We start from the raw sequence: 17,811 nt of genomic DNA, 5'->3' as shown, positions 1-17,811 counted from the left end.
TCACTCACTTTCGATAATATCTTCTGTTTCACTGATGGCATCGACATAAATCATCTTTTCGACACCCTGGTCTGTAATCTTGAGCTCCCATTTCGGTCTTAAGAGCACCTGCTCATCATCGCTCAGGATGATGTAGTATCCGAGTCTTGCATTCTCTATCACCGCTTCTCCGGATATCCTTTGGCGTCCATAGAGATCAGAGACCACCTGTCTTGGATTCCTGACGGCGATCGGGGAAGTATAGCTGTTCTCACGCAGATTGGTGATGTATCCCTGCTCATACTCCATGGCTTCAGTGCCGTCCCCCCTGTATATCACACGGGCCCCTTCGTAGTTGAAGATGGGGTATTCACCGTAGTATTGGTTGAAGAGCGCAGAAGTGCCGTTACTCATTACATCATCATACTTATAATTTCCGCCTCTGTAAACCTGTTCGTTCTTATGCCTTTGGAGGGCATCGACCCTCATCTCGGGTGGATCGTCCCCGGCGTCGAATTCCTCATGGATGATATGGCCGCTGTTGGTGATTTCAACCTCATCATCAGAAATTTCGTCGACTTCATTGAAGTCCAATTTTTCTCCAGTGAGTATATTCAGCTTTTCGGGCTGATGTTCGGGAAGCTGGCTCATATCAATATCCGTCTCTTCAAGCACCCCAGGAGTATTCTCAATCTCTTCGATGTCCTCCTGCTGCTTATTGTAGTACATCATCAGAAGGGCGACATTGATGAGCAGGAAGACAAGGATGTATAACGACTTGGTCAGTTTCCAATCCACTACTCCAGCCCCCCTTCATTGAACCGCAGCCATTCGCCATCATATTTCACATACCACTCGGGTACGAATTCCACCACGTTGAGCTCCGTCTGGGAGTCCGAGAAGCGCATATCGTAGCCGATGGTGATTTTCGACACCTTCTGCAGATCGATCTCCTCATTCAAGGCAATCTGATACCGTACATCCTCAAGGCGGGTGAGTGCCTTCGATTCCTCACTCGGGACCTGCGCGTTGATGTAGAGCAGGGGACGCTCGTATTCGAACAGGGCATTGCTGCCATATTTGGTGGTGATGGTATGTGAAATCTCATCACTGAACACGGCATAGCCGTTCAGCGTGTACCGGTAGGTTGACTCGCTTCCTTCTTCATCATAGTCGAATAGCATATGGTCCTGGGAGAGTCCTATATGCGAATTGAGGAAATCGAAGCTGCGCTGTATGGTCTGATGGGGATTGCGATCGGATGTCTGTGATTCATCCAGGTTCGTATATACGTAATTATAGGTTTCCGTATTGTAGGTTGCGAGGTTATTTTCACCCTCATATACATAGACATCTTCATTTTGGGATACGCTGGCTTCATCTTCCATGAAGAGCAGTGAGTTGACGTTGTCTATACTGATCTGGGTGGAAAGGAAGGTCTCTATGCTCACTTCCCCCGGATCATCCGGACCATATATCGCTGTCTTGTTATTCGATGTCTGCTGGTTGGTGATGATGGGTGTGTAGGCTTCGAAGGATGTCTCGTACTCATCGACGATGGAGAGCAGGTAGGCGCTGTCTATATCAGTCTGGGCGACTGCCACCCGGTCGAGTGCCTCATTCAACAGATAGAAGGTCACCTGCGGGGAGGCGATGTCCACTACAATCCGGTCGAAACTGTAGTCGGGCAGGGTACCTTCATATGTGAAGCCAAGCACCTGGAAAAGGGATTTGGAGGGCATTTCCGATGGATAGTCGACGATCAGGAATTCCTCATCGCCGTTCTCCTTCACAGCTGGATCCAGACGGTCCATATTATTGTAGACATCTATGCCTTCAATTTCGGTGCCGTCGAGGAACTCCCTGACGCCTACTACAGCGTTTTCCTCTATCGTCCCCCTGACATTGTCCCCATCCACCCAGATGAGCTGATAGGCGCGCATGACGCTGTTGAATGGCACAGGCTCGCCCTGACCGATATTGGAAGTGGAGTCGATGCTTGTATCGACCTGTGAAAATTCCGGCTGGTAGCTCCACACCATGTAGGTCAGTACTGCACTGCTGATGACAAGAAGGAAGAGGATGATGGATTTGGCTGTTTCCCTATACATCCCAATCATCCTCCTCAAGCGTTTCACACGGCAGGTTGATGAATATCGTCGTGCCGTGGTTCTCAACGCTGTTTGCCCATATCCTGCCATCATGCGCTTCCACTATTTCCTTAGAGATGGCGAGGCCGAGGCCGGTGCCGCCCATTTTGCGGGCACGCCCCTTGTCCACGCGGTAGAAACGCTCGAAAATGCGCTCGACCTTGCTCGCCGGTATGCCGAGTCCATTGTCTTTGATCTGGACCGTCATCCTGTTGTAGAGGCGGTTCTGTTTCACATGGAACTCCACTTTCTTATGGTCCCTGCTCGAGTACTTGATGGCGTTTGAGATGACATTATCGAGCACCTGGCCCATCTTATCCATGGCAATCTCAGTAAATATCGGCGTATCCGGGATGTTCCGTACAAATTCCACGTCATCCTTATGCGTCATCTCGAAACGGTCGATGATCCGGTTCAGGAACTGGTTGAAGTCGACGATTTCACGTTCCAATTCCTCCGCTTCATTATCCATTCTGGAGAGCTGCAGCAGGTCCTCGACGAGACGGATCATCCGGTCCGTCTCCTCACGTGTCACACCCAGGAACTTCGGTGCAAGCTTTTCATTTTTCCAGGCCCCTTCCTGGAGGGCTTCGATATAGCTCCTCATCGAAGTGAGCGGAGTCCTGAGTTCATGGGAAACGTTGGCGACGAATTCCCTGCGCTCATTATCTACACGTTCCTGTTCGGTCACATCATGAAGTACTGCTATATAGCCATTGATGAATCCGGTGTCTTTTACGATGGTCGAGAAGCTCACACGGATTGTCGTCTCCTCGTCATCATGATCAAGGAACAGCAGCTGGCTTTCATTCGTCTCCTGGATATCTTCAAGGGTCATCTCCTCATCCAGCTTCAGAAGCGCCAGCATATCCTCTCCGTGGAGATCCTTCCCGGACATGCCGATCATATCGAGCGCCATCTCATTGACGACGCGGATCCGTCCTCTGCGGTCTGTGGCGATGATGCCGTCAGACATATGGGTGATGACTGAATCCAGGCGCTTCTTCTCACTTTCAGTATTCGCCTGCGCTTCCTGGACGCGCTTCGAGAGAATGTTGAAGGAGCCTGCAAGTTCGCCGATTTCATCGCTGCTGTATATTTTTACGCGCGATGTATAGTCCCCCTCAGACATGAGGAGCGCCTGGTTGCGCATGTCCGTGATGGGCTTCGTGATGGTCCGTGCAATGAATATGCCGAGGATGCTCGTGATGATCAGTGAGATCAGCGTGGCAATGATGAAGGTATTGTTGATCGCCTCCAGCTGCTGGTAGACGGTTTCGATGTTGGAAGCCGTATATATGGCACCGAGGATCTGATTGTCCTGTATGACCGGCTGGTTGAGCAGCCAGACACGCTGGTGGTTCTGCTCGACATCGACATAGATTTCCTCGTTGCGTGTGCCGGTGGTGATAGCTTCTTCGGTGAGCGGTGCATTGATTCTTGAACCGATGTTCGATTCGTTGGAGATACGGCTTGTGGCCACAAGTACATTATCGGAATTCACATATCTGACTTCCTCGATCTCAGGTCTGTTTCCATAGTCGGAAAGCAGATTCTGTATCTCTTCACGGAACTGTTCGCCATCATCTCCATACTCTGTGTAGAGCTCATTGATTCTGGTATCTATGAGGCTCACCTGGGTCTCGATGTTGTCCTGGAAGTTTCCGGTGAGTTCCTTCTCAAGCGTATTCGTAAAATATAGACCGATGATCTGCATTCCGATGACGATGAGGAGTACATATATGATCACAAGCTTTATATGAAGAGACTGCAGGTTTTTTAAAAACTGCTTCATCAAAAGTTAACTCCTTTATTCGTCACCTTGAATATAATAGCCGACACCTCTTCTTGTCATGAGGTATTCAGGATGGGAGGGATCTGCCTCGATTTTCTCCCTGAGGCGTCTTACAGTCACGTCGACTGTCCGGACATCCCCGAAATAGTCATAGCCCCACACAGTCTCGAGCAGGTGCTCCCGGGTCATGACCTGGGAGAGGTGCTGTGCCAGATAGTTGAACAGCTCGAATTCTCTGTGCGTGAGTTCAATATCCTTTCCATGCTTCTTAATGGCGAAGGAATCGGGGATTATAGTGATATCCTTTATCTGGATATTATTGTTCTCCGGCTCCTTCTCTTTTGTCCCGGCATCGCTCTTCCTTCTCAGGTTGGCCTTAACCCGGGCGATCAGTTCACGTGTGGAAAAGGGTTTCGTCACGTAATCATCGGCACCGAGTTCCAGACCGAGCACCTTGTCTATCTCAGAATCCTTCGCCGTAAGCATTATGATGGGCATATCATGCGTCTTACGGACTTCGCGGCACACTTCCATGCCGTCCATGCCCGGCAGCATGATGTCGAGCAATACAATATCCGGTTCGACTTCAAGTATCATTTCCAGTGCATCATTCCCGTCATAGGCACAATGCACCTCATATCCTTCCTTCTCGAGGTTGAATTCCAGTATATCCGCTATGGGTCTTTCATCATCCACTACGACAATCTTCTTAGGCATTGCATTCCCTCACTTTCATTAGGTGCCAGTTTCCATACTCATATCCATTATAAATGTATCACTTTTCCAATTCCATTTCCATTCAACCATAACAAAAAAGCCACCAGCATAGTATGCTGACAGCTTCTCGATGTACGGTCCCGACGGGAATCGAACCCGCGATCTCCTGCGTGACAGGCAGGCATGTTAACCGCTACACCACGGGACCATAATAATATTGAAAGTGACCCGTACGGGATTCGAACCCGTGTTACCGCCGTGAAAGGGCGGTGTCTTAACCACTTGACCAACGGGCCGTGTTGGGTGGTGACTCTGAACACAAAGGTTATTATAGCATGATATAAATTTCATTTTCAACTGAAATTTTGATTTTATACAAAATAAATATCCTGCGGCAGATCGCCGCAGGATATTTGCTAGCTCCAGAAATCTTTCAGCAGATTCGTCTGGTTACGGTCCGGTCCCACAGAAAAGATGGAGACGCTGACGCCTGTCAGGCGTTCAATCTCTTCAAGGTAGTTCCGCGCATTTTCCGGAAGGTCTTCCATGCGTTTCACGCCTGTGATGTCTTCCTTCCAGCCGGGCAGTTCCTTGAAGATCGGCTTGGCGCGCTCCAGCGCATCCAATGTTGCCGGATATTCGGTGATTTCCTTGCCGTCTATTTCATAGGCTGTACAGATCTTGACCGTATCGAGTCCGCTCAATACGTCGATGGAGTTGAGGGACAGGTCGGTGATGCCGCTCACACGTCTTGAGTGGCGGACGACGACGCTGTCGAACCAGCCCACACGACGTGCACGGCCGGTCGTCGTACCGTACTCCCGGCCGACTTCCCTGATGTGGTCGCCGCTTTCGTCGAACAGTTCCGTCGGGAATGGACCGTCCCCGACTCTTGAAGTATATGCTTTGCATACACCGACGATGCTGTTGACGGATGTCGGGCCGACGCCGCAGCCGACTGTGACGTTGCCGGCGACCGGGTTGCTGGATGTGACGAACGGGTACGTTCCATGGTCGATATCGAGCATGACGCCCTGTGCACCTTCAAAAAGGACTTTCTGTTTGTTCTGGAAGGCGTCATCGAGCACTTTCGCCGTATCCGTCACATAAGGTGCCAGGCGCTCCGCGGCCTTACGGTAGCTGTCGAAGATTTCATCGAAAGTGAATCCTTCACGGCCATACAGCGCCTTGAACATATGGTTTTTGATCTCAAGGTTCTCTTCGAGCCTCTTTCTGAACACGGATTCATCTATAAGATCCGCCATCCGGATGCCGATCCGCTGCACCTTGTCCACATAGCATGGCCCGATGCCGCGTTTCGTCGTACCGATCTTGTTGTCCCCACGGGCTTCCTCTTCCAATTCATCTTGCAGGAGGTGGTAGGGGAGGATGACCTGTGCTCGGTTCGAAATCCTCAGATTGTCCACCGATATGCCACGCTCGATCAGTCCATCAAGCTCCTTGATGATGGAAATCGGATCGATGACCACGCCATTGCCGATCAATGAAATCTTGTCATCATAGAATATACCTGAAGGTACGAGATGCAGCTTATATGTTTCGCCACCGAACTGGATGGTGTGTCCTGCATTATTTCCCCCGGAGAAGCGTGCAATGATATCCGCGTCTTCTGACAGGAAGTCCGTAATCTTACCTTTTCCTTCGTCGCCCCATTGCGTTCCGACTACTACTGTTCCAGACATATGTTTGCCCCCAATTTTTTCATTGAAATACCGTAATCATTTTACCAATAAGAATGGAGGAATGCAATAAAAATACGAACGTTTTTATAATGGTCATATAAAAACATTCGTAAATTTAGTTGGGTGGGATATAACCATCGTCATAACCCCTGTTGTCCTGGTCGAAGAAGCTGCTGTAGGATTTGTTGAATATCAGTTTGACAGTCCCCGTCGGACCATTCCTGTGCTTGGCCAGGATGATTTCTATCTCGTCCTGTTCCCTCTGGGCGCCTTCTGCATCCTCTTCGCCATCTCCCCGGACATAGTAGTCCTCGCGGTAGAGGAAGGCGACGATGTCCGCATCCTGCTCGATCGATCCGGATTCCCGCAGGTCACTCATCATCGGCCGCTTGTCCTGGCGTGTCTCCACACTCCTTGAAAGCTGGCTCAGGGCGATGACCGGGCATTCCATCTCACGTGCCAATGCCTTGAGCATACGGGAAATTTCGGAAACTTCCTGCTGGCGGTTGTCGCTCCGCTTGTTGCTCGACCCCTGGATCAGCTGGAGATAGTCGATGATCACCATATCAAGCCCATGCTCCTGCTTCAGGCGCATGCATTTGGAGCGGATATCGTTGACCCGGATGCCCGGAGCATCATCGATGAATATCTTCGATTCCGCAAGGCTCCCGATCGCCGTCGTAAAGTTGTCCCAGTCGTCATGATTGAGATTCCCCTGACGCAGTTTCGTCGCGTCGATCATGCCCTGGCTTGAAATCATACGCGATACCAGCTGATCGGCCCCCATCTCCAGCGAGAAGATCGCTACAGTATGCTTTTCAGCAGAGGTGCCGACATGCCCTGCAATATTCAGGGCAAAGGCCGTCTTACCCATGGAAGGGCGGGCGGCCAGTATGATGAGGTCATTCCTGTTGAAGCCCGAGGTCATGAAGTCGAGATCACGGTAGCCTGTCGGTATACCGGTCGTCGTATCCGTCTGCCCGGCCCGTGCCTCGACCTGTTCATACACTTCATGTACGACGGATTTCATCGATTTGAAGCCTTCATTGCGCCGTCCTTCCGAGATGGACATGATCCTTGATTCGGCTTCCGTCAGAAGGTCTTCGATATCCGCCTCTTCGGAAAACCCTTCATTCGCAATCTCTTCAGCCGTCTGGATGAGCTTCCGTTTGAGGGCATATCTGGCTACGATGTCCACATAGAAACTGACGTTCCGGCTGGTCGGCACAACATTGGAGAGTTCAGCAAGGTATCTGGGGCCGCCGACTGAATTGAGCACTTCCATGCTTTTCAGCTGGTTGATCAGCGTGACTACATCGATGTTCTGGTGATTTTCACTCAGTATGCCCATTGCCCGATAGATGTGCTGGTGCTCTGAACGGTAGAAATCTTCCGGCTCCAGCGTTTCTGCTGTAGAAATGAAAATTTCGGGATTGATCAGAATGGCACCAAGGACAGACTGCTCCGCTTCCATGTTATGCGGCATCTGCTGATGTATATCCAAAATCAATCCCTCCCCGGACTTCTATTGCTCAATAACATGCACCTTGATTTCTGCATGGACTTCGGGATGAAGCTTCACGTTCATCTTATGATATCCAAGGCTCTTCAATGGCTGGGACATGTCGATCTTCCTCTTATCCAGCTTGATGCCATGCTGCTTCTCATATGCTTCCACCACTTGTTTTGAACTGATTGAACCGAACAGGCGGCCGTCTTCACCAGACTTCGTCTTGACTTCGACTTCCTTCTGCTCCAGATCTTCCTTGAGCGCCTTCGCTTCTTCCAGCTCCTGCTGGGCCTTTTCCGCTTCTTGGTCCTGCTGTTCCTTGAGCTTCTTCAGGTTTCCCGGTGTCGCTTCTTCTGCGAGCCCCTTCTTGAGCAGGAAATTCTGTGCATAGCCTGTAGCGACTTCCTTCACTTCGCCTTTTTTGCCTTTATTCTTGACGTCACTCAGAAAAATTACCTTCATTCCGCTTCACTCCTGTTATAAAGTATTTCTTCTATCGCATCGACGAGCTCATCGTAGAGCTCATCCATTGTCTTGTCAGTTACACGCGTCGCTGCATTGGAGAGGTGGCCGCCCCCGCCGAGGGCTTCCATCACAAGCTGTACATTCATCTCACCGAATGAGCGCGCAGAAATGCCGATGGATTCGTCTTCCCGTATGGCCATCACGAAGGAGGCCTGGACGCCCTCGATCTGCAGCAGCTGGTCGGCCGCCTGGGCGACGGTGACGGGGTGGTAGGTCATGGACTGGTCGGCCTTGACGATGGCGATGCCGTTATCCCTGATTTCAGCCGACTTGATCAGGTCGCTCCTCGCAATGTACGTATCGATGTCATCCTTCAGGAAGGTCTGTGCAAGGACCGGATCGGCCCCATTGCTTCTCAGGAAGCTTGCAGCATCGAATGTCCGTGATCCCGTACGGAGCGTGTAGTTCCGTGTATCCACGATGATGCCTGTAAGCATGATCGTCGCTTCCAGACGGGAGAGCTTCTTCTCCTTATTCTGATACTCAAGCAGTTCTGCCACAAGCTCGCTTGCACTGGAGGCATAAGGCTCCATGTAGACGAGCAGGGGATTGGATATGAAATCGTCGGAACGCCTGTGGTGGTCGATGATGACTTTCCGCGTCGCCTTGTTCAGTATGACTTCGTCGAGCACCATGCTCGGCCGGTGGGTATCCACTACGACGACGGTAGTCTTCGGATTCATCTTCTCCCAAGCGTCCTCTGAAGTCACGAACATCTCCATCAGGTCTTCACGTTCATGCAGTTCCTTCATCATGCGCTGCAGTGTTTCATCTATATCTTCCTCATTCAATACGATGTGCGCCTCGATGCCGTTCATCGAAGCGATCTTCGCGACACCGATGGCCGAGCCCAAAGAATCCATATCCGGATGCTTGTGCCCCATGATGAGCACATTGTCCCCTTCCAGCAGGATGTCGCGGAGGGCGTGCGAGATGACACGCGCCTTCACACGTGTACGCTTCTCCATCGGATCCGTCTTTCCGCCGTAGAACCTGGCATTGCCGTTCATCGCCTTGATGGCCACCTGGTCGCCGCCGCGGCCAAGCGCGAGGTCGAGGCTCGACTGGGCCAGTTCACCGACTTCTATATAGTCGTCGGAGCCTTCCCCGATGCCGATGCTCAGGGTGATCTGAGCCCCAAGTTCCTGCGAACGGTCCCGCACTTCATCGAGCAGGTTGAAGCGTGTCGACTCGATGTCCTTCAAGCTCCTCGAATTCAGCAGGATGATGAAGCGGTCCTGTGAAAATCGGCGGATATATATATGATGACGGGTGGCCCATTCATTGAGCGTGTTCGTGATGCTGTTGTTGAGTTCGCTCTTAAGCGCTTCACTCATGTTCTGCGTCACTTCATCGTAGTTGTCGAGGAAAAGGATGCCGAGGACGGGCTGCTTGTCTTCAAGCTCCGTCTCGCGGTTCCGCTGGTTCGTGATATCTATGAGATGAAGCGCCTGGTGCTTTTCATCCCAATAGATTTTATAATATTTGTCATTATATGTCGATTCTGTCGTACTGATGTTATTCGCCTTCAGTGTCGTCATGATGTTCGGGAAAAGACGGTTGATTGGTGCATTCATATTATCTCTCGAGATTTCATTGCACATATAGTCGTTCATCCACTCGATTTCATCATCATCATTCAATATGATGAGGCCCATCGGCAATTCATCAATGGCATACTGCTTGCTTCCCGCAATATCCACCACCATCTGGCGGAATCTGTTTTCATTGATGCCAAAAGAGCGGTAGAGGTACATGAATAGAAGTGTCATGAGAATGGTACTTACGATCAGGAAGAGCAGGCCGATCCTGAAATGGTTCGTCAGCACAAATATATTCATCACCAGAATATGAAATGCTGCGATGGCAAACGGTATGAAGACCATTTTCTTGTCCAGCACATTATACATTCCCGTCACTTCCTTTTCATGAGTAGTAGGGTCCTTAGCCTGAAGATCATTTCAAATATGCCGATCAGCAGGGTGAGCGGCCTCAGTATCGCCAATGGAATCAGCAGGAGTATGGAAAGCACCATATTCAGGTTCTTCTCCCTGAAGAAGAAGTAGCTGAAGCTGAGACCGTGGAGGTAGAGCGCCCACTCAAGCACCAACAGAACGTTGCCTATCGTGGATTGGGTAGCGGTCCCCTCAGTTGTAAGAAATGATACTATAAACAGAATCAAAAATAAATATAGGATGAAGCGTGGAAAGGCCCAATCCTTGAATGAACGATAGTTCCACAGCTTGATTGATGATGATTTGAGCAGCACACGCTGCATCAGCACAGTGTAGAGCGCAAGCATGAACGAAATCACCGTGACATAGGCCGGCAGATTGATGAATATCTGGTCCATGGACGCCCGCATGAGATCAGCATCGAATGTGGATGAAGCAAGCGTGCCGTACATTTCAATCTGTTCCATGTACCAGTTGCGGAAGTCCAGGTAGATGTTCGAGAGGGGCTGGATGAATCCGAGCCCCTGCAGCAGGTTCAATCCGCCAATGATGCCGAGCATCAGTGCAGATGTCACATAGAAGATCGTGAGCTCCTGCGACACCTCTTTTTTCAGCGTGCCATGCACTACTGCAGTCACTATATATAATACCACAAACCATAGCCATGCATCCGGTGCCAGGAGCAGGACTGCAGGTATGAGGAAACTGATGAACGTCAGCCAGAAATGATAATTCGACCGGTGTTTCAGGTCGACAAGGAAATACACGGCGAACGGCAGCAATACCGCACCGAAAATCAGGCTGATGTCGGTAAGTGTGATGAAGAGGAACACCACAAGCAATACGAGCATCAGTTGAAGCATTGATACTTTTTTATCCAATTTTCCACTCCTCCAACCATAAAATAAAGCTCCTAAACGAATAGGAGCATCCAGTACTGTTTATTATAACGCTTCAAGCTTTTCCTGACCACTCATATACGGTCTGAGCACTTCAGGGATTGTCACTGAGCCGTCTGCGTTCTGATAGTTTTCAAGCAGGGCGGCCATCGTCCGGCCGACAGCAAGTCCACTGCCGTTCAGCGTGTGCAGGAACTCGGGCTTTGCCCCTTTTTCACGTTTGAATTTGATGTTGCCGCGACGGGCCTGGAAATCCGTCATGTTGGAGACTGAGCTGATTTCCTTATAGTCGTCATAGCTCGGCAGCCATACTTCCACATCATACGTCTTGGAAGAGCCAAAACCGATATCCCCTGTACACAGCAGCACTGTACGGTGCGGTATCTCGAGCAGATTCAATATGTTTTCAGCATGGGTGGTCATCTCTTCGAGCGCCTCCCAGGAATCTTCCGGGCGCTCCACACGCACCATCTCCACTTTATTGAACTGGTGGAGGCGGATCAGGCCGCGTGTATCCCTTCCAGCGGAACCGGCTTCGCTTCTGAAGCAGGCAGTCTGGGCAGTGAATTTCACCGGCAGCTGTGCATCTTCCAGCGTCTCGTCCTTATAGAAGTTCGTCAGGGTGACTTCTGAAGTCGGGATCGTGTACATCTCCATGCCATCGATCTTGAAGAGGTCCTCTTCGAACTTCGGCAGCTGGCCTGTGGAATACATCGCTTCGGCACGGACGATCTGCGGCGTCATCATCTCCCTGTAGCCATTTTTATTGTGCACATCGAGCATGAAGTTCATCAGGGCGCGTTCCAGGCGGGCGCCGTCACCGGTATGGTAGACGAAGCGGGCACCGGATACTTTCGCTGCCCGTTCGAAATCGGCAAGCTCCAGATCCTCAAGGATGTCCCAGTGGGCCTTCGGTTCAAAATCGAACTGGCGCGGGTCCCCCGTCCTGCGTATTTCAACATTCTCCGTATCGTCCGCACCTTCAGGCACATCATCATGTATCAGGTTCGGCACACGGCTCATCCTGTCTTCGAAATCCGTTTTGACGGCATTGAGACGTGCATCGATGTCCTTGATGTCCTCCCCGACCTGGCGCATGGCCTGGATGGCCTCATCTGCATTTTCCTTGTTGCGCTTCTTCTGGGCGATCTCCTCGGAAACCCTGTTGCGCTCCTTCTTGAGCTCCTCAGTATCCTGGATCAGCTTTCTCCTGGACTCATCGAGCTCCAGTATCTCATCTATTATTGCAGGATCCACCCCACGCTTCTGCGTCTTTTCCTTTACCTTCTCAACCTCATTGCGAATCAGTTTGATATCCAGCATAAGCCTAACCTCCATGTTTATAGAAATAAAAGATACCACGCCCCGGAAAGGGACGTGGTATACGCGTTGCCACCCTAATTTGATGCATGAAGCATCATCTCATCAATTTAACGGTACAGGGTACCGGCCACTCTTGTCGAAGGATGGAAATTCATATTCCCCTGTGGCCATTTTCACCATCCATGGCCTCTCTGGAGACAGGTGGAACACTACTGTTTCCTTCAAGCGGCTGATATTCAGCTTGCTACCATTCTATTATGAATATCCTGAAAATGCAAGGTTTCGCCTATAGGGTGAGGCCCGGACGTTCATATACGACCCTGCCTTCAGCGATTACCGTATGTGCGTGGTTGACGCCATAGTGGTAGGGGATGTATTCATGGTTCGGCGCATCCCAAAGTACTATGTCCGCGCGGTCACCCGCCTCCAGTGTGCCAGACTCTGCATCGATGGCGTGGGCCGCATTCACCGTCACGGCGTTCCAGATTTCGTTCGGTGTCATCTTCAACTTCAGGCTCGCGATCGCCATGATCATCTGGAGGTTGTCCGTCACACAGCTGCCCGGGTTGTAGTCGGTCGCCAGGCTTACAGCGCCGCCCTGTTCAATCATGCCTCGGGCATCGGCATACTGGTCCTTTCCAAGGTAGAAGGTCGTGCCCGGCAGCAATACCGCTACCGTGCCACTGTCCTGAAGCATGCTTTTTCCAGCATCGCTTGCGGCGACAAGGTGGTCTGCACTGATGGCACCCTGCTCTATGGCCAGCTCGAGGCCGCCGAGCGGATCGATCTCGTCCGCATGGATCTTGACCCGCATCCCTTTCTCATTCGCGGCTTCCATATACCTCCTCGACTGCTCGATCGTAAAGACGCCCGTCTCGCAGAAGATGTCCGCAAAATCGGCATAATCCTTCGCCTCGTCCAGCAGATCGATCATCTCATCCAGGAATGCTTCCCCATCAGCACCTTTCGGAATCGCATGCGGTCCCAGGAAGGTGTGGCGCATTGTAATGGGGAATTTCTTGGATATTTCCCGGGAAACTTCAAGCTGCTTCAATTCGTTTTCACGGTCCAGTCCGTAGCCGCTCTTGCTTTCGACAGTGAGTACACCATGCTGGATCATGCGTGTGATGTTCTTGGATGCCTTGTCCAGCAGCTCCTGATGTGTCGCTTTCCGCGTCTGCTCTACGGTATTCAGTATGCCACCGCCCTGTTCAAGGATCTTCAGATAGTCGACACCCTGGCGCTTGAGCGCCATTTCATGTTCCCGTGACCCGCCGTGCACCACATGTGTATGCGGGTCGACGAGGGCAGGGGAGGCGATCATGCCACCGGCATCGATGATCTCCGATGCCTCATGCTCATCATTTTCTTTTCCTCTGTAGACGATCGCGCCATCCTTGATGACGATCATCGCCTGATCGACGATTTCCAGTTCATCCATCTCCCTGCCTTTGAGTGGCCCATCGCTTTTCTTCGGCAGGATGAGTGACTTGATGTTTCTGATGATGATATCGTTCATGACTGATTCTCCTTTAGCATTGGAATGTTGACGCCTTTCTCTTTGGCTGTATCGATCGCAATGTCGTATCCCGCATCGGCATGCCTTGCGACGCCCATGCCTGGATCGCTCGTCAGCACCCGTTCAAGGCGGCGCTGTGCATTTTCTGTACCATCCGCAACGACCACCATGCCTGCATGCAGGGAATAGCCCATCCCGACACCGCCGCCGTGGTGGACGCTGATCCAGGACCCGCCTGCTGCCGTATTGACGAGCGCATTCAGTATCGCCCAGTCACCGACCGCGTCACTGCCGTCCTTCATGCTTTCCGTCTCCCGATTCGGGCTGGCTACCGAACCGCTGTCGAGATGATCACGCCCGATGACGACCGGTGCCGATATTTCGCCGTTCGCAACCATTTCATTCAGGGCGAGCCCCATTTTCGCGCGCTCACCATAGCCGAGCCATGCGATCCGCGCCGGCAATCCCTGGAAGGCGATCCTCTCCTGGGCCATATCGAGCCAACGGAGCAGCTTTTCATTTTCCGGGAACAGTTCCCGCATCTTCCGGTCCGCCGCTTCGATATCCTTCGGATCTCCGCTCAATGCAACAAACCGGAAAGGCCCTTTGCCTTCACAGAAGAGGGGACGGATATATGCCGGGACGAATCCAGGGAAGTCGAAGGCGTCCGCCACCCCTTCATCAAATGCGACCTGCCGGATGTTGTTGCCGTAGTCGAAGACTATGGAGCCGTTCTTCTGGAACTCGAGCATCGCCTCCACATGATTCGCCATAGAACGGGATGAGCGTTTGACATACTCGATCGGGTCGGATTCCCTGAGGGCCGCCGCTTCTTCCAGACTGTATCCCTCAGGGACGTAGCCGTTCAATGGATCGTGGGCGGACGTCTGGTCGGTCACCACATCTATTTTGAACTTGCGCCTCAAAATTTCATGATGGACCTCAGCAGCATTGCCAAGGAGTCCGATGGAGAGCGCCTCCCCCTTATCCCGTGCTTCCTCGGCCATCTTCAGAGCCTCATCCAGCGAATCCGTCTGTGTATCAAGGTAACGTGTATCGATGCGTTTCTGTATACGCGTCGGGTCGACTTCCACGCATATCGCGACCCCTTCGTTCATCGTCACGGCAAGCGGCTGGGCGCCCCCCATGCCGCCGAGTCCGGCAGTGAGGGTAATCGTCCCGCGCAGCGTGCCATCATAGTTCTGGTTCGCAAGCTCGGCGAATGTCTCATATGTCCCCTGGACGATACCCTGTGAACCGATATAGATCCAGCTGCCGGCGGTCATCTGACCGTACATCATCAGACCTTTCTTATCCAGTTCGTTGAAATGGTCCCAGTTGGCCCATTTCGGCACAAGCACCGAGTTCGACAGAAGGACGCGCGGCGCCTCCTCATGCGTCCGGAAGACCGCCACCGGCTTACCGGACTGGATCAGCATCGTCTCATCCTTCTCGAGAGTACGCAGTGTCTCCTCAATGGCTTCAAACGCCTCCCAGTTCCTTGCCGCCTTACCGATGCCGCCATAGACGACCAGATCCTCGGGCCGCTCGGCCACCTCAGGATCCAGGTTGTTGTAGAGCATCCGGAGGGCAGCCTCCTGCTCCCACCCTTTGCATTCCAGTTCCAATCCTTTTTTTGCAGTGATTTTTCTAGCAGTGATCTTTTTAGACATATTCTGCCACCCCTTTGATTTGTTTGAGTTCATCCGATAGTATTTCTATATCTTTGCTGAAATTGCGGTCCTGGCTGATGAAGGCGACATGCCCCCTGTATGTGTCGAATTTCTCCCGTGTCTCCGGGGACAGCTTGTCCTCTCCCTTGATCTCGACGGCCGTCAATGCGATGAACAGTTCAATCGCCAGCACATTCCTGACATTCTCGATGATGTCCCGTGCATGCCGGGCACCGATGGTCCCCATGGAGACGTGGTCTTCCTGGTTGGCAGACGACGGTATGGAGTCGACGCTCGCCGGGTGGGCGAGTGTCTTGTTTTCGGATACTAGGCTCGCTGCTGCATACTGCAGGATCATCGCCCCGGACTGAAGCCCCTCCTGCGGGCTGAGGAAGGCCGGGAGGTCTCCATTGAGCGCAGGATTCACGAGCCGTTCGATACGCCGTTCGGATATGTTCGCCATTTCGCTGACGCCGATCTTGAGCAGATCCATCGCAATCGCAATCGGCTGGCCGTGGAAATTCCCGCCTGAAATCACTTCTTCCTCCCCGAAGATCAGTGGATTGTCATTGGCGGCATTCATTTCGATTTCAAGCTTGTCCTTCACATAGGCGAGTGTCTGCAGTGAGGCCCCATGAACTTGCGGGATGCATCTGAGTGAATAGGCATCCTGGACCCGGACCTCCCCCTGGCGTGTCGTCAGCTGGGATCCTTCGAGCAGCTCCCGCATCCTCTCGGCCACTTCCACCTGTTCCTTGTAGCCCCGGGACAGATGCACCTTTTCATTGAACGCATCCGTAATGCCATTCAGTGCCTGATGGGTGAGGGCGGCGATCCACATGCTGTCGTCCATGATCTTTTCGGCCTCGATATAATTGATCAGGCCCTGGGCCGTCATCGGCTGGGTACCATTGATCAGTGCCAGCCCCTCCTTCGCCGCCAGCGTCAGCGGTTGGATATTGAGCGCCTCCAGCACTTCGGATGAGGGCCGCAGACGCCCTTCGTAAAATACTTCCCCTTCACCGATGAGCGCGATCGCCAGATGGGCGAGTGGGGCAAGATCACCTGAAGCGCCGAGTGATCCCTGTTCCGGCACTTTCGGAATGATGCGGCGGTTGATGAAGGTCTTCAACTGGTCGACCAGTGCGACCGTGACGCCGGAGTGTCCTTTAAGCAGGGTATTGAGCCTCAGCACCATCATCGTCAGCACCGTCTTTTCCGCAAAAGGCCTGCCTACGCCGCATGAGTGGGAACGGATGAGGTTGACCTGCAGCTCGGTCGTCCTATCCCCTGAAATCCTTACATCACTGAACAGGCCGAATCCTGTTGTGATGCCATAGATCGTCTTTTCCTGATCTATTATATTTTCAACGGTCCTTCTTGATTCACGCACTTTCTGATAAGCTGCCTCTGAAATTTCGACCTTACTCCTGTCATCGCCAAGGAATGCCTTCATCCTGTCGATTGTCAGGTTCTCACCGGTCAGTGTTAGAACTGTCATAATTTACGCCTCCTTTGAGCATTAAAAAAAGACACAGCCATCCCTTCGGGATGTTCAGTGTCTCTAATAGCTGATGTCTGTGACATGATTATTCGATTATTTCTAGATATGGTTGATGCCAAGGCCGAGCGTCTCGTGCTCCTTGCCTTTTATGGGTGCACCGATGGTGCCATAGAAGCATACGGCGATCCATTCGCCCTCCTCATGCTCGGGGTACGGACGTCCCCTGACGACCGAGAAGGAGAGGCCTACAGTGCGCATGACTTCACCCACACTCAGTTTGCCGCGCGTCACACCTTCAGCCGCTTCGATGATGGCGTGGTAGAGCGCATGTGTTTCGCGGTACATCTCCCCATCGATCAGCTGGTTGCGTTTTGCCGCCGTCTCCACAGAGGAGATGACCTTCTTCAGATCCATCGATCCGACTTTCCCTGTAGTCACTTTGAAGGACGCGTACTCCGGCATCAGTTCACCTGCTGTACCGGCGCCCAATAAAGCGACGAGTGTCGCATACTTTCCAAATTCACGCTGTTGATTCGGATTCATTGATCTACCTCTTTAA

Annotated in this window: 14 protein-coding genes and 2 tRNA genes; all 16 read right to left on the bottom strand. The window is 52.1% G+C overall.

The window, feature by feature from the left end:
• The 16 genes from yycI to hutP all read right to left on the bottom strand — a co-directional run bounded on the left by yycI (nucleotide 1) and on the right by hutP (nucleotide 17,795).
• Nucleotides 1–777: a two-component system regulatory protein YycI gene (yycI, locus tag LLU09_RS11155; RefSeq protein ID WP_228311797.1), complete on the bottom strand. Its 777-nt coding sequence runs from the start codon at nucleotides 775–777 to the stop codon at nucleotides 1–3.
• Nucleotides 777–2,090: a YycH family regulatory protein gene (locus tag LLU09_RS11150; protein WP_228311796.1), complete on the bottom strand. Its 1,314-nt coding sequence runs from the start codon at nucleotides 2,088–2,090 to the stop codon at nucleotides 777–779. The genes yycI and LLU09_RS11150 overlap by 1 nt, the downstream gene beginning before the upstream one ends.
• The gene (walK, locus tag LLU09_RS11145) at nucleotides 2,083–3,924 is read right to left on the bottom strand and encodes a cell wall metabolism sensor histidine kinase WalK (protein WP_228311795.1); all 1,842 of its coding nucleotides are present in this window, start codon (nucleotides 3,922–3,924) and stop codon (nucleotides 2,083–2,085) included. Before walK ends, LLU09_RS11150 begins: the two co-directional genes overlap by 8 nt.
• 15 nt (nucleotides 3,925–3,939) lie before the next feature.
• Nucleotides 3,940–4,641 (bottom strand): response regulator YycF, encoded by a 702-nt coding sequence (gene yycF, locus LLU09_RS11140; protein ID WP_040106977.1) that lies wholly within the window; start codon nucleotides 4,639–4,641, stop codon nucleotides 3,940–3,942.
• Nucleotides 4,642–4,776: 135 nt separating this feature from the next.
• Nucleotides 4,777–4,849, bottom strand: a tRNA-Asp gene (locus LLU09_RS11135).
• Between the two features lie 16 nt (nucleotides 4,850–4,865).
• Nucleotides 4,866–4,937 (bottom strand) — tRNA-Glu (locus tag LLU09_RS11130).
• A gap of 120 nt (nucleotides 4,938–5,057) precedes the next feature.
• Nucleotides 5,058–6,344: an adenylosuccinate synthase gene (locus LLU09_RS11125; RefSeq protein ID WP_228311794.1), complete on the bottom strand. Its 1,287-nt coding sequence runs from the start codon at nucleotides 6,342–6,344 to the stop codon at nucleotides 5,058–5,060.
• A 115-nt stretch (nucleotides 6,345–6,459) separates the two neighbouring features.
• Nucleotides 6,460–7,830: a replicative DNA helicase gene (dnaB, locus tag LLU09_RS11120; RefSeq protein WP_052443799.1), complete on the bottom strand. Its 1,371-nt coding sequence runs from the start codon at nucleotides 7,828–7,830 to the stop codon at nucleotides 6,460–6,462.
• A gap of 39 nt (nucleotides 7,831–7,869) precedes the next feature.
• Entirely contained in the window at nucleotides 7,870–8,316 is a 447-nt protein-coding gene (gene rplI / locus LLU09_RS11115; RefSeq protein WP_040106974.1) for a 50S ribosomal protein L9, read from the bottom strand.
• Nucleotides 8,313–10,289 carry a DHH family phosphoesterase gene (locus tag LLU09_RS11110; RefSeq protein WP_040106973.1) on the bottom strand — a complete coding sequence of 659 codons (1,977 nt, stop codon included), beginning with the start codon at nucleotides 10,287–10,289 and terminating at the stop codon, nucleotides 8,313–8,315. The genes rplI and LLU09_RS11110 overlap by 4 nt, the downstream gene beginning before the upstream one ends.
• Nucleotides 10,290–10,294: 5 nt before the next feature.
• Complete coding sequence (locus LLU09_RS11105) at nucleotides 10,295–11,215, bottom strand: DUF2232 domain-containing protein (RefSeq protein ID WP_228311793.1); 921 nt, start codon at nucleotides 11,213–11,215, stop codon at nucleotides 10,295–10,297.
• 63 nt (nucleotides 11,216–11,278) lie between these two features.
• Nucleotides 11,279–12,556, bottom strand: coding sequence for a serine--tRNA ligase (gene serS, locus LLU09_RS11100; RefSeq protein ID WP_228311792.1), 1,278 nt, complete (start codon nucleotides 12,554–12,556; stop codon nucleotides 11,279–11,281).
• 286 nt (nucleotides 12,557–12,842) lie between these two features.
• A complete protein-coding gene (hutI, locus tag LLU09_RS11095; RefSeq protein WP_228311791.1) occupies nucleotides 12,843–14,075 on the bottom strand; it encodes an imidazolonepropionase in 1,233 nt (410 codons plus the stop codon).
• Nucleotides 14,072–15,748 (bottom strand): urocanate hydratase, encoded by a 1,677-nt coding sequence (gene hutU, locus LLU09_RS11090; protein ID WP_228311790.1) that lies wholly within the window; start codon nucleotides 15,746–15,748, stop codon nucleotides 14,072–14,074. Before hutU ends, hutI begins: the two co-directional genes overlap by 4 nt.
• Entirely contained in the window at nucleotides 15,741–17,249 is a 1,509-nt protein-coding gene (gene hutH, locus LLU09_RS11085) for a histidine ammonia-lyase (RefSeq protein ID WP_228311789.1), read from the bottom strand. The genes hutU and hutH overlap by 8 nt, the downstream gene beginning before the upstream one ends.
• A 102-nt stretch (nucleotides 17,250–17,351) precedes the next feature.
• Nucleotides 17,352–17,795, bottom strand: a complete 444-nt coding sequence (gene hutP / locus LLU09_RS11080) for a histidine utilization transcription antiterminator HutP (RefSeq protein ID WP_040106968.1) — start codon at nucleotides 17,793–17,795, stop codon at nucleotides 17,352–17,354.
• Between the last annotated feature and the right edge of the window lie 16 nt (nucleotides 17,796–17,811).

Origin of the sequence: Salinicoccus sp. RF5, from assembly GCF_020786625.1 — a bacterium.
Taxonomy (GTDB): domain Bacteria; phylum Bacillota; class Bacilli; order Staphylococcales; family Salinicoccaceae; genus Salinicoccus.
The sequence above is the reverse complement of the archived record's forward strand: the minus strand, read 5'-3'. Positions and strand labels throughout refer to the sequence as shown.